The sequence below is a fragment of the Arthrobacter glycogeni genome, from assembly GCF_054510815.1.
Genome location: NZ_JBTNDV010000007.1, coordinates 180,668 through 193,484, shown reverse-complemented (window position 1 = coordinate 193,484; position 12,817 = coordinate 180,668). Strand labels below are relative to the sequence as shown.

Below are 12,817 nucleotides of genomic sequence, written 5' to 3'. Positions count from 1 at the left end.
GCCCCACGGATCCCTCGACGGAATGACACCGTCCGCGTACTGGAAAAACTGGACCGCAGGAAACCAACTAGCTATCGCATAGCCACTGGACTGCTAACGGGGGCCCAACCACCCCCGCTCCACAGCGTCAATCGCTGACGCGACGAAAGCCGGCCAGAAACCTCTACGGCGCTCCTGCGTCGCTTATTTCCTCCGAGGTTTCTACCCGCTTCCGCCCTTCGGGTTGAACACTGCTCCGTCGGGGACGAGCGAGCGAGCTCGCCAGCAGGCAAAAACAACTGTGAGTCTTGCAGAGGCTGGTCTGGGACTAGCTGGCAGTGTTGATGCTGGTCGTTCTGTTTGGCGCGTGACTCGAAAAACAATTGGCCCCTTGAGGGTGCATTTGCCCGTTCAAAAGGAAGGAGGGTGGCCGCGTTGACTATCGTTGCGCAGACCCGCCCGTTCGTAATTGGCGTGGACTGCCACGCCCGCACACACACTTATGCCATCATCGAGGCCAGTACGAAGCGACGGGTCGCGTGTGAGCCGTTCCCGACCACTGGGCTGCTGTGGGGATTTCGGACAGTGGAATGAGTGGATTCTTCTACGCTGCCAAGGCTGGCTGTTGATAACCATAGTGGACTTCGTTAGGCCGACGGTATCCGAGCGCGGAATGACGGCGCCGGCTGTTGTAAAACCCCTCGATGTAGCGGATGACATCGCTGCGGGCCTGTGATTTCGTTGCGTAAACGGTCCGGTAGACACGCTCATTCTTCAGTGCTGAGAAGAATGATTCGGCCATGCTGTTGTCCCAGCACACACCCGTGCGTCCCATTGACGATCGCATGCCCAAACCGGTCACCAAGGCCCTGAACTCGGCCGAGGTGTAGACGCTGCCCCGATCGGAGTGCCAGATCGCGGCCGGCTCGATCCAGGTCGTAGCGGCGGCGTTCCTTGAGCGCATCCGCTACGAGCTCGGTGCGCATGTGATCGGCGATGAACCAGCCGACAGCTTTCTTGGAGTAACAATCGATGACGGTGGCGAGGTAGACGAACCCTTGCCACGTGTGAATATAGGTGATGTCGCCGACGAACTTCACGCCGGGGCGGTCAGCGGTGAAGTCCCGCTTGACGAGGTCGGGCATGCCCGCGGCTGCCTCAGCGTCGGTCTCGGTGGTGAGGCGGAACGGACGTGGCTGACAGGCCACCAGGCCTTGGTAGCGCATGATGTGCCGTACCAGCTCGGGAGAGCACTCGGTTCGTTCCGCGGCGAGATCGGCGTGGATGCGCCGGTACCCGTAGGTACCCTCGGACTCCTCGAAGTAGTGCTGGATCCTGGCTGTCAGGGCCTCGCGGCGGGCCGCCGTGGCTGATTTCGGACGGGTGGCCCAGTGATAGAAACCGGACGTCGAGACGGCCAACCAGCGGCACATTTTCACCACTGCATTCAGATTGGACGGGTCGGCTTTTTGGGAATCGATGAATTCATACTTGCTCACTACCGCTGCTCCCGCGCGAAGTAAGCGCTGGCATTTTTCAAAAAGGCAGTCTCTGCCCGCAGCTCTTGAACTTCGCGCTCGAGCTCCTTCAGCCGGGCCCGTTCCGAGAGCGTCAGGTCCGCCTCCGTGCCGCCGTTGGCCTCGCGGTACTTGACCAACCAGTTGCGGAGCGTCTCGGGACCGACACCGTACGATATGGCCACGTCCTTGATCGGCTTGGACGTGTTAATCACCTCGCGGCACAGCTCGTCCTTGAACTCCTGGGTAAATCGTCTGCGTGATGCGGTCATCCTGATCTCTACTTTCGGTAGACCCTCATTTTAAGAGGGCCCACTGTCCGAAATCTCCACAGCAGCTCAGCTTTTTTGCTCTCTGATTGTGCACAAACCGGCGCAATGTGTGCGCAGGGTGTGCCTGGTTAGGTTGGTGGGTTGCGGTTTTCCTGTGGTGGGTTGTCTCCTTTCTCTTCCTGAAGCCCTTGGTGGCCTTCTTACTACTTCATGGGGGAGTGGTGGTAAAGGTACATGACTTCGGCTTGATCTTTCCCGAAAGCCAATTCGTCGGGCGAGCCACTCAGGCGAAGCGGCAATTTAAGGGTTCAGGTCCCACCGTCCATCGTGCGTGGAGACGGCGAAGAGCACACCTTCAGCGCTGGTCGTGGCCGGGGTAGCGTGCCACCATTTTTGCGTAGGTGATCTCGGTGCGTGGCCTATTTGGGTGCGTGGCTTCGGCAGTTCGACATGGAGGGTTGGCTCTACGTGGTTGTCGACGACGATGATGCAGACCAGGCTTTCTGGGGCCAAACCCTGAGGTGTGGCCATTGAAACTGAGGACGTCGGCGGGGTTTTGATGGTTAGTGGTTCCATTCTCCTTCAGCGACTGGCTGGCACCGGGCGTGTTGTCCGCCGACGTTATATCGTTCGTCGCCGACTCGGCCACTAGGCTACGCATCCAAGACAGGGGCGTAGCCCCGAACCCTAAGCGATGAGGGGAACTTTTCGGTAGTTCCGATGGAAATCGTGCCCTGTCTGTAGTCCCTGGTTCGCCAATAGTGATTAACGTTGGGTAGGTAGAATTTTGAAGTCGTATAGGCCCATTGGTGTTGAGGGTGCCTGCTTGTCGGCCATTGGTTCAGATTCCATAAGCGTTCTCGCGGGCATCGATGTAACGTGCTCGTATCTCTGCGGCCCAGTCTCCTTCGGGCTCGTAGGCGGCCTCGATACTTCGCTTCCAGTCGGGACAACCCCCGGAGGCTGCCCACGCGGCTTGCTTCGCAGCTCCTAGGGCCACATATTCTTTCGTTGTCGGGACTTCGACGGGCACTCCGAAGATGCTGGCTGCGGCTTGGCGTAGTGCTTTTGATTTCGAGCCTCCCCCGATTAGCAGTACTTTATTTGGCGTTACCCCGGATTTTTTCAGAAGGTCGATGGCATCAGCTAGTGAATTAAGTACACCTAGCACTGAGGCGCGCGCGAGGTTTTGCGGGGTCATGTTGCTTCTGCTTAGTCCGGTCAGGGATCCGGTTGCGTGGGGAAGGTTGGGGCTTCGTTCCCCGTCCAGGTAGGGAATAAAGGTAAGCCCTCCTGCATCCCGGCTGGCTTCAAGGGCGAGCGAGTCCAGTGTTGAGAGATCGGTGCCGAGCATGGAGGCCGTGGCTGTCAGGACCCTGGCGGAGTTGAGCATGGCCAGCAAGGGGAGATGGTTGCCTGTGGCGTCCGCGAACCCGGCAATCGCGCCCTCAGGGTCACGGATAGCGGAAGGTGAGGTGGTGAATACGGTACCGGAGGTGCCGATCGATACGACGATTTCGCCGGGCTGAAGGCCTAGTCCAAGGGCGGCCGCAGCGTTGTCACCTGCACCGGCGCCGAGCACGGTTCCGTCGATGCCCCATCCTTTTCTCACACGCCCGGCCGGCTCATGGGAGGGCACAACGCGGGGAAGCTTAGGGACGCGCCCAAAGAAACGTTCCAAGATGTCCATACGGTATCTGTCGGTTACGGCGGAAAAATACCCGGTGCCCGATGCGTCACTTCGGTCAGTGGTGAATTCGCCGCTCATGGCGCCGTTGAGCCAGTCATGAGGGAGCACTACCCGGTCGACCCGATTCGCTGCGTCCGGTTCATTGCGCTCCAGCCATGCCAGTTTTGTGATGGTGAACGAAGCAACCGGAACAAGGCCGACGGCGTCAATCCACGCCACGGTTCCCATTTCATCCCAAAGGCGTGCGGCGTCATCCGCGCTGCGGGTGTCGTTCCACAGCAGTGCGTCGTACACGGGTGTTCCGGAACTGTCCAGTGCGACCAGTCCGTGCTGTTGAGCGGCAATGCTTACACCGGTAACAGATCCCCCCATACTGTCTGCGCCTGCTGCGTGCAATGCCTCGTGGAGAGCTGATATCCAGACCTTGGGGTTCACCGACGTGTGGTCGGGGTGAGCTACGGCAGCCGAGGAAATGACCGCACCGCTTTGCCCGTCGACAGCCAGAACCTTGCAGGACTGGGTGGAGGAGTCCACCCCGATGACTACGCTCATTGATTCATTTCCTCATTGTCTAAGTCACAGCTTTTCAACCGTGAAACTACTTTGCCGGTTCAGTTCTTCTACCGTGCCCAAGTTCAGCGACGAGTGCGGCCGCACCCGGCCCATGGAGCGTACCGAGTGCCTCGAGGTACGCGTCAACGAAGGCCGGGTGGTCTGCGAGGTCGAGGAACAACTCCCGTTGGCGCAGGAACGCTAGCGAGTCGGAACCGGTCTGTGCTGCGGCAGCCATAACGGGCTCCTTGAGTCGGTCGACGACCTCGATGGGGGCCCCGGCCTCGTCGGTCCCCTCGGCGTAGCGCGCCCAGGTAGCGATGATCGCCGCTCCGTAGCGCACGCTACGGCCCGCGCTAAGGTTCTCACGGATGACGGGGACGAGCCACTTCGGAATGCGGTCCGAACTCTCGGCGCATAGGCGGGCCACCGTGTCGCGGACGGCTGCGTTGGAGAACCGGGAGATGAGTTTGTGCCGGTAGGCTTCGAGGTCCACCCCAGGTACGGGCTGTAGGGTGGGTGTGGCCTCCTGTTCCATGTAGGCGAGGAGGTACCGTGCGAAGGCGGGGTCTTGACAGACGTCGTGGACGAGCCGGTAGCCAGCGAGGTAGCCGGGGTAACAAAGAGCTTGATGGCTTGCATTGAGCAACCGCAGCTTCATGAGCTCGTAGGGTTCCACGACGCCGACGAGTTGCACGCCCGCGTCTTCCCAGGCGGGGCGACCGTGTGCGAAGTGGTCCTCAAGGACCCACTGTTCGAAGTCTTCGCATACCACCGGCCACGCGTCCTCGACGCCAAAGTCTTTCGCCACTTGCTCCCGGTCCTGGTCCGTCGTCGCCGGCGTGATCCGGTCCACCATGGAATTGGGGAACGTGACGTTGTCCGCGATCCACGTTGCAAGGTTCGTGTCGCGGCGTTCTGCGAAGGCGGTGAAGACGGCACGCGCCGTGTCGCCGTTGCCTTGGATGTTGTCGCAGGACATGACGGTCAGACCAGGAATTCCTCGTTCCCGCCGTCGGGCTAGGGCCTCGGTGACGAGACCGAAGACCGATGCGGGCACCGCACCCGGTGCAAGATCGGCGCGCAGGGCGGGATGGTCGGTGTCGACGTCTCCAGTTACCGGATTGATGCAGTACCCGCCCTCGGTAATGGTCATCGATACGATGCGGACATCAGGAGCGGCGATGGTTTCGATGACGGCCTCGGGGTCATCGGGCGCGAAGAGGTAGTCGACGATCGATCCGACGATGCGGGCGTTCTGCGTCCCGTCAGGAGCCTTTTCAACGAGCGTGTACAGACCGTTCTGGTCGTCCATGACCTGCTTCATAGCCAGGTCGTGGGGTAGGACGCCGACACCGCAGATCGCCCAGTCGAAGTCCTGTCCTCGGGACATCAACCGGTCTAAATACATCGCCTGGTGGGCGCGGTGGAACCCGCCTACGCCGAAATGCACGATGCCCACGCTGAGCACCGAGCGGTCATACGTCGGCACAGGAAGGTTGGATGGGAGGGAAGACAGGGTCGTGGCTGAGAGCTGGGTCATTGCGCGCCTTTGCGTAGTAGTCAGGGATGAAGGGTGCGGATCAAGTGAGGTTCCACTGGGACATGTCAAGGATGCGGTCCGCCCGGTTCCGGGTAGCGGAAACGAGCTCGGCATTCGGCTCGTCCACGCGCCGAACCCATTCCTCGGCAGCCGCGGGCTGCTTGCCGAACAAGATGTGCCGGGCGATAAGCCGACTTCGGCGAACGTCCGGGTCGACGTCAATGAACCAGACCTCGTCGAGCTGCTGCCGCGCTTCTCGCCAACCTGGTTTGTCGAGAAGGAGGTAATTGCCCTCGGTTATCAGGAGTGAGGCTGCTGGCGGAACGGGCAGCGCGTTGGCCAGTGGTTGCTCGAGATCCCGTTCGAAGGCCGGTGCATAGACAACATGGTCGGTCCTGTCCCTGAGGCGGGACAACAGGGCCGCGTAGCCGTGGGGATCGAAGGTCTCGGGGGCTCCCTTGCGGTTCAGCAACCCGAGTCGAATTAGCACCTGGTCCGCGAGATGGAAGCCATCCATGGGCACCTGCGCGGAGACCGTGGGATTCAGCGCCTTGAGGGCGGCTGCGATGGTTGACTTGCCCGCGCCGGGGGCCCCGACAATCCCCAGCATGGTTCGACCGCCGGCACTGGATTGGGGGAGTATCCGTTGGAGCTCCCCGGCGTGCCTGTACCGGTTGACGACGGGCGTGCTGCCTCCGCCTCCATCAGAATTACTTGTTGCCCAGATCATGCCAGCAGTTCCCAGGGAACGCCTTCGACGAGCGCTATCTCAGACAGTGACGGCGGGTCAGCGCCCGCTCGTGAGCAGGTGATTGAGGCCGCTGTAGCCGCGAACGCCAGAAGCTGCTGCAACGTCAAATGGTCAAGTGCCGCGAACCTCGATCGGTCGTCCGTCCCCAGGACGCCACACCACCGCAATCCGGCTAGGAGCGCTGCCGTGAACGAATCTCCCGCGCCGACGGTGTCAATGACATCAACAGGAGTGGCTTCTTCGCTCACCTTCGCTGATGCGGTTGCGGCGAGGGACCCCTGCCCACCACGAGTGACGACGACGAGGCTGGTCCCAAGGGTCAACCACCTATCCATCACGTCGTTCAGTCCGGTTCCCGGGTACAGCCAGGAGAGGTCCTCGTCACTCTCCTTCACGATGTCGCTGAGGGCTACGAAACGTTCGACCTCGTCGCGTGCCTCAACATGATTTGGCGTGACGGTGGGCGTGCAGTTGGGGTCGAAACTGATGGTGCTCGTGTTTCGGACCCGTTCGAGGAGGCTTAATACGTCATGGCGGCCCGGTGTAAGCGCGGTTGCCAATGATCCCGTATGGAAGTGCGTTGGTGTCGTGTAGCGTGCAACGTCAACCGGCCCAGAGATGTCCCAAGAGATGTCGAAGGAGTAGGAGGCGGCCCCGTTGGTGCCTATGCAGGCACTAGCAGTGCTGGTGCGTGCGGCTCCGGCGTTGACTGTTTTGACCCCATTGGCCACGAGATGCCGCGAGATGGCCTGACCTTGGCCGTCATCGCCGAACGAAGTCACAAGAGTCGTGGGCATGCCGAGCCGGGCCGTCCCAACTGCCACGTTCATCGGGCTTCCTCCGGGATGTTCAACCATTGCCTGCCGGGTGTCATGAACGACGTCGATCAACGATTCGCCGATGATCTCGATGTCGGGGAGTTCCACGTTTCGCTCCATCAGCGGCCCGGGTAGACGATGGCCTTGAGCTGGCCCGCTTGGTTGCCTGCCTGAAGGGCAGCTTCCGCCTCAGATAGGCCAAACCGTCCGGTGACCAGGACATCGAGGTCCACTTTTCCATCCGCGACGAGCTGGATGCCCAACGGCCAGGTGTTGGCGTACCGGAAGACGCCGGAGAGCCAGATTTCTCGATTCTGGATGAAGGAAACAGGCAGTTCGACGTCATCCGCGCCGAGGCCGACAAGGATCACTCGGCCGGCAGGACGTACCGCAAGAATGCCCGACTTAACCGCCTGCGGCGCCCCGGAGGCGTCGATGAAGGCATCAACGTCCAGGCCGTCTACTGAATCGGTGCGTGCATTGAGGGCATGGGTGGCCCCATGATTGAGAGCGAAGGCGAGGCGATCGGGGGATATGTCGCTGATGTAGACCTCGGTAGCACCGAAGGCACGCGCCGTCTGGGCCGCGATGATCCCGATCGGGCCTGCCCCGGCGATCAGGACGCGGCTGCCGGGGACGATCGCCGCCCGTTGGCACGCCCAGATGCCCACCGAGAGCGGTTCGATGAGGGCTGCGGCCTCATCGCTCACACTGTCCGGGATGGGAAACGCGAAGTCCGCCTGAATTGCGACGTATTCGGTGAAAGCGCCGTCGATGGGTGGCGTCGCGTAGAACTCGATTGTCGGGCACAGGTTGTAGCGGCCGTGCTTGCATTGGTCACAAACACGGCATGGACGCTGGGGTTCAACAGCGACCCGCTCGCCCATCCGGGAGGAGTCGACCTTCGCGCCCACGGCAGCAATCCGTCCGGAAAGTTCGTGTCCGAGGATCAGGGGATGATCGACCACGTAGGGGCCGATCCGACCGTGTTCGTAGTAGTGGACGTCGCTGCCGCACACGCCGACCGCTGCGACCTGCACGAGGACCTGATCGTCGTCGAGTCTGGGAACCTCAATGGTTTCAAGCGCGACACTGCGCTGGCGGCGCAGCACGGAAGCGCGCATGGTGGTGGGGACGTCGATGGCTGTTGCTTCGGATGTCACTGTCACGGAATGGACCTTTCGGAAGATGAGTGGCTACTTCACGGCGCCAAGGGACAAGCCCTGGACAAGTTTGTCTTGGGCTGCGAAGCCGGCAAGAAGGACGGGGAGGGAAATGACCACGGCCGCGGTGCAGACCTTTGCGAGGAAGAGTCCCTGGCTGGAGACGAAGCTGGTGAGGAAGACCGGAGCGGTACCGGCGACGACGCCGGTCAGGACGCGGGCCAAGAGGAGCTCGTTCCAGCTGAAGATGAAGCAAATCAACGCTGTTGCTGCAATGCCGGGCATCGCTACGGGCGCGACAACTTTGCGCAGCGTCAGGAGGAGTCCGGCTCCGTCGATCTGGGCGGCTTCGAGCATTTCCACGGGCACTTCGGCGAGGAAGGAGCGCATCATCCACACCGCGATCGGCAGGTTCATCGAGGTATAGAGGAGAACCAGGAACCAGATGTTGTCGAGGACTCCGAAGTTCCGGGCGAACAGGAACAGCGGCAGCAGGGCCGCGACGATGGGGAGCATCTTGGTGGATAGGAAGAAGAACATCACGTCGGTCCATTTGCGGATCGGCCGGATCGACAGGGCGTAGGCGGCGGGGATGGCCAGGACCAGAACCAGGATGGTCGAGGTGATGGACGCGGTCGCGGAGTTGATTAGGGGTGGCCATGGGCTTAGCCCGGACGCGCCGGAGAAGAAGTTCTGGTACGACTCGAGTGTAAGGTCTGCGGCGATCGAGGGAGGGTTCGTGGCGGCGTCGACCTCGGAATGGAAGGAGGTGAGGACCATCCAGAAAATGGGGATCGCGAAGATCAAAGCGGCGACCCAAGCGACCAGACCGGCGACGGTGTTGTTGCGAGTCGGGTCCAGGCGAGACTTCTGTTTGCGGCCCAAAAAGGCGGGGCCTGCCGTTCTTTTCCGGACGGGGGTAAGGGTGGTCATCGGGATTCCTCCTTCTGGAAGAGCGTGAGGACAGAGCGCAGGGCGAAGGTCGCGACGATAATCGTGCCGATGACGGCGATAACACCGGTGGCCGAGGCAAGCCCGTATTCGTTCGCGAAATAAAAGGTCTGGTAAATAGAGAAAGGGAGATTTGCTGTGCCCAGCCCACCGGAGGTGAGGGTGAATACGGCGTCGAAGTTTTGGACGATGTAGATGGTGCCCAATAGTCCGCCCAGTTCCAGGTACTGGCGCAGGTGCGGCAGGGTCAGGTAGCGGAAGATCTGGAAACCTGAGGCACCGTCGATCTGAGCGGCCTCTACGACGTCCATGGGCCGTGACTGCAGCCCGGCCAGGAGGATCAGCATCATGAACGGGGTCCACTGCCAGATCAGCGAAGCTTCAACAGCCAACAGTGGGGCCTGTGAAAGGAGCTCGGGCTGGGGTGGGTTGTCACTGCCGAAACGGGACCAAATCCAGGTCAGGGTGCCGTTAATCAGGCCGTAGGACGGATTAAGCAGGGCGTGCTTCCAGACCAGAGCAGCAGCCACCGGCACTACCAGGAACGGGGCGATCAACATGGTCCGGACGATTCCCCGGCCGACGAACTTCTTGTCCAGCAGGATTGCGAGTCCGAGGCCGAGGGCGAGGCTGACCAGCACCACGGTAGCGGTCATGATAATTGTCGTGAGAATCGCTTGGCGCAGGTCCGCGTCGGTGAGGACACTGACGTAGTTGTCGAAACCAGCGAAGCTCGTCTCGTTCGGCCGCAGGCTGTTCCAGTTCATGAAGGAGATCACCAGCGTTGCCAGGAATGGCAGCTGGGTCACCACGATCATGAAGATCAGCGCCGGGAGAAGGGGCCCGCGACGGGACCATCCGTCCCTCCGTTGGCGGCGTTTCTCTTGGGGGCTTTGCGGCACTCGGGTGCGTTTTCCCGCAGGGCTGGGTGTGGTTGCTGTAGTGGTAGCCATGGACGTCTCCTGCCGTCCGTTGCCACTCTCCTCCAGAGGAGAGTGGCAACGGACGGATGCTAGGTATTACTTGGATTTGTAGTTTTCGCTGACCGTTTCGGCGGCTTCCTGCCCTTTGGTAAGCGCTTCCTCGACCGTCTGCTGCCCGGCGATGACGGCGCTGACGTCTTGAGACACGGTGGTCCCCAGATCGGCGAACTCAGGGATACCCACGAACTGGATCCCGATGTAGGGCCGTTCCTGCACTCCTGGGTCCCGCGGGTCGGCGCTTTCGATGGCTGCGCGCTCGGCTTCGAACTGCGGTGCCGACGCTTGGTACTCGGGGTTCTCGTAGGTGGAGATACGCTTGCCTGAGGGCACCTTCGCCCAGCCGAGTTCCTCAGCTACGAGTTCCTCGTATTCCTGTGAACTGGCCCAGGAGATGAACTCCCAAGCGGCGTCCTGCTTCTGGGATGCGGCCTGAATGCCCCACGACCAGGTCCAGAGCCATCCAGAGGAGTCGGTTTCCTTCACCGGAGCAGGGGCGTATCCGATCTTGCCGGCCACGGGGGATCCTTCGGCTTCCAGGCTTCCGGCCGCCGAGGTGGCGTCGTACCACATCGCGGTGTTGCTCTGCGTCATGTTGGTCAGGCACTCGGTGAAGCCGGCCTGGGCAGCTCCGGCTTCGCCATGCTCCTTCACCAGGTCCGTATAGAACTGCACTGCTTCGGTGAACTCGGGGGAATCCACCTGGGCATTCCACTCGCTGTCGAACCACGTTCCGCCGAACGTGTTGACTACGGTCGTCAGTGGCGCGAAAACCTGTCCCCAACCGGGCTGACCACGCAGGCAGATGCCCTTCATATCTTCCCGGGCCTCATCGACCTGGGCAGCCAGGTCGGCCACCTCATCCCAGGTCGGCTCCTCAGGCATGGTTAGGCCCAGTTCGTCGAACACATCGGTGCGGTACATGAGGAAGGAGGATTCCCCGTAGAACGGCTCGCCGTACAACTTGCCGTCCTCCCCGGTCAGTGACTCCGTATAGGCAGGGAGAATATCGTCCTGGTTGAAGTCTTCGTCCGCCGCCACGAACTTATCCAGTGGTGCAAGCCACCCGTTCGCTGAATAAAACGGGATCTCATAGTTGGACAGGGATGCGACGTCGTACTGCCCGGCTTGTGCCGAGAACTCCTGGCTGATGTTCGCCCGAACGTCATTCTCGGGAAGTGAAGTGTAGTTGACTGTAACTCCGGTCTCGGCCGTAAAATTATCGGCCGTCAACCGCTGCAGATCCTCCATCTGCGGGTTGTTGACCATCAGCACGTTGATGCTCTGGGCTCCGCCTGAGGCATCAGAGCTGGCGCCCCCACCGGCACCGGAACACGCGGACAAGGTCAGGGCGAGACATGCAACCCCGACGGTAAAAGTGGCTCGCGTCTTATTGCTGCGCATAAAAACTCCTTTGTTCCTAACGGTTTTCCGCACGCCGAAATAGCACGGTGCACGCGGGTGGTGGTTTGGGGGTAGCGGTTTCTGTGGTTTCCGCTTGTCCCAGTGCATCAAGGGTAATGGTGTGACAAAGTGCACAACTAGCACGTCAGTTGCCTTAAACTGATACTTATTTTCCAAAGCTCTGCAGATCAGGTGCATGAATTCCGCTGCGCAGGGTCGAGGGAGCAGAGCTGGCGGATAATTCTTATGAACTGGGAGGAGGCGCGTGATGGCCCAAGAACTATCGGAAGTGGCGGTCCGTCTTGCTGAACGCCTGACCGGCCTTCATGCGAATCGTGAGGTAATTCCCCACGATCCCAAGCACTCCGTGCGCTGGCATGAACATGACTATCCCAGCCCTCTTGCGAGATGGAACTACCATCCCGAGTACGAAATCCACCTGATTCGCAAAGGCACGGGTCGCTTCATCGTGGGTGACTACCTCGGCACCTTCGAGGCCGGGCAGGTAACTCTTATTGGCTCAGACCTCCCACATGACTGGGTCAGCGACCTCGAGCCGGGGGAGGTGATCGAGAAGCGTGATGCAGTGCTGCAGTTCGACGGCGGGTGGTTGCTTCAATGTGCCGAACTGATGCCGGAGCTTCTGGAGACAGGAGAAGTGCTCCAGCAATCGGCACGAGGTATTCATTTCACCGGTGAAACTGCGATCGAGGCCGCCAACGCCATCGAGGCGGTAGGAAAGACTACCGGAATGAAGCGCCTGCACTATGTGCTGAAAGTTCTCACAATCTTCGCGAGATCACCAGAAGCCGATCGACGCTTCCTCGCCCGTGACTGGTTCGAACCCCAACTCGACGGTGAAGCAGCTGCGGTGGTAGATATCGCCCTCGAATACATCTTCGCGAACCATGCAGCCACGGTGCGGATGGCCGACGTAGCGGGATTGGTGGGCATGACCGAGCCCACCTTCTCCAAGTACTTCCGGAAGGCCACGGGACAGAATTTCAGTGACATGGTGCGTAAGCTGCGTCTCGCACACGCTTGCCGCCTGCTTGAGCAGACGGACACCCCAGTGTCAGCGATCTGCTACGAGGTGGGATTCTCCAACCTATCCAACTTCAACCGACACTTTCTTGCCGAGACAGGACTGAGTCCGAGGGCATACCGTTCACGGGATAAATAGAGTGCTTTTGATGT

General features: G+C 60.8%; 9 protein-coding genes and 2 pseudogenes. 2 read left to right on the top strand and 9 right to left on the bottom strand.

The window, feature by feature from the left end; genetic code table 11:
- Window positions 1-414: 414 nt before the first annotated feature.
- Window positions 415-540: pseudogene (locus tag ACX80G_RS09730) on the top strand (IS110 family transposase); the annotation flags it as partial.
- Window positions 541-583: 43 nt separating this feature from the next.
- On the opposite strand, the pseudogene ACX80G_RS09725 reads toward ACX80G_RS09730, so the two are convergent.
- From ACX80G_RS09725 to ACX80G_RS09685, 9 genes and pseudogenes are all read right to left on the bottom strand, one after another.
- Window positions 584-1,768 (bottom strand): annotated as a pseudogene (locus ACX80G_RS09725) (IS3 family transposase).
- Window positions 1,769-2,609: 841 nt separating this feature from the next.
- On the bottom strand, window positions 2,610-4,010 hold the full coding sequence (gene xylB, locus ACX80G_RS09720) for a xylulokinase (protein ID WP_459307435.1): 1,401 nt from the start codon (window positions 4,008-4,010) through the stop codon (window positions 2,610-2,612).
- 46 nt (window positions 4,011-4,056) lie between these two features.
- On the bottom strand, window positions 4,057-5,553 hold the full coding sequence (locus tag ACX80G_RS09715; protein ID WP_459307434.1) for a mannitol dehydrogenase family protein: 1,497 nt from the start codon (window positions 5,551-5,553) through the stop codon (window positions 4,057-4,059).
- A 40-nt stretch (window positions 5,554-5,593) separates the two neighbouring features.
- Window positions 5,594-6,283 carry a nucleoside/nucleotide kinase family protein gene (locus ACX80G_RS09710; RefSeq protein ID WP_459307433.1) on the bottom strand — a complete coding sequence of 230 codons (690 nt, stop codon included), beginning with the start codon at window positions 6,281-6,283 and terminating at the stop codon, window positions 5,594-5,596.
- Window positions 6,280-7,230 (bottom strand): carbohydrate kinase family protein, encoded by a 951-nt coding sequence (locus ACX80G_RS09705; RefSeq protein ID WP_459307432.1) that lies wholly within the window; start codon window positions 7,228-7,230, stop codon window positions 6,280-6,282. The genes ACX80G_RS09710 and ACX80G_RS09705 overlap by 4 nt, the downstream gene beginning before the upstream one ends.
- 11 nt (window positions 7,231-7,241) lie before the next feature.
- Window positions 7,242-8,246, bottom strand: a complete 1,005-nt coding sequence (locus ACX80G_RS09700) for an NAD(P)-dependent alcohol dehydrogenase (RefSeq protein ID WP_459307442.1) — start codon at window positions 8,244-8,246, stop codon at window positions 7,242-7,244.
- 72 nt (window positions 8,247-8,318) lie between these two features.
- Window positions 8,319-9,218, bottom strand: a complete 900-nt coding sequence (locus tag ACX80G_RS09695) for a carbohydrate ABC transporter permease (protein WP_459307431.1) — start codon at window positions 9,216-9,218, stop codon at window positions 8,319-8,321.
- Window positions 9,215-10,189, bottom strand: a complete 975-nt coding sequence (locus ACX80G_RS09690; RefSeq protein WP_459307430.1) for a carbohydrate ABC transporter permease — start codon at window positions 10,187-10,189, stop codon at window positions 9,215-9,217. The genes ACX80G_RS09695 and ACX80G_RS09690 overlap by 4 nt, the downstream gene beginning before the upstream one ends.
- Before the next feature lie 66 nt (window positions 10,190-10,255).
- Window positions 10,256-11,620, bottom strand: coding sequence for an ABC transporter substrate-binding protein (locus tag ACX80G_RS09685; protein WP_459307429.1), 1,365 nt, complete (start codon window positions 11,618-11,620; stop codon window positions 10,256-10,258).
- A 268-nt stretch (window positions 11,621-11,888) separates the two neighbouring features.
- On the opposite strand from ACX80G_RS09685, the gene ACX80G_RS09680 reads away from it, so the two are divergent.
- Window positions 11,889-12,803, top strand: coding sequence for a helix-turn-helix domain-containing protein (locus tag ACX80G_RS09680; protein WP_459307428.1), 915 nt, complete (start codon window positions 11,889-11,891; stop codon window positions 12,801-12,803).
- Window positions 12,804-12,817: the final 14 nt, after the last annotated feature.

Bases quoted from the DNA above. Each gene is read 5' to 3' on its own strand.
- xylB (WP_459307435.1), bottom strand. From the start codon at position 4,010: ATGAGCGTAGTCATCGGGGTGGACTCCTCCACCCAGTCCTGCAAGGTT.
- ACX80G_RS09715 (WP_459307434.1), bottom strand. From the start codon at position 5,553: ATGACCCAGCTCTCAGCCACGACCCTGTCTTCCCTCCCATCCAACCTT.
- ACX80G_RS09710 (WP_459307433.1), bottom strand. From the start codon at position 6,283: ATGATCTGGGCAACAAGTAATTCTGATGGAGGCGGAGGCAGCACGCCC.
- ACX80G_RS09700 (WP_459307442.1), bottom strand. From the start codon at position 8,246: ATGCGCGCTTCCGTGCTGCGCCGCCAGCGCAGTGTCGCGCTTGAAACC.
- ACX80G_RS09695 (WP_459307431.1), bottom strand. From the start codon at position 9,218: ATGACCACCCTTACCCCCGTCCGGAAAAGAACGGCAGGCCCCGCCTTT.
- ACX80G_RS09690 (WP_459307430.1), bottom strand. From the start codon at position 10,189: ATGGCTACCACTACAGCAACCACACCCAGCCCTGCGGGAAAACGCACC.
- ACX80G_RS09685 (WP_459307429.1), bottom strand. From the start codon at position 11,620: ATGCGCAGCAATAAGACGCGAGCCACTTTTACCGTCGGGGTTGCATGT.
- ACX80G_RS09680 (WP_459307428.1), top strand. From the start codon at position 11,889: ATGGCCCAAGAACTATCGGAAGTGGCGGTCCGTCTTGCTGAACGCCTG.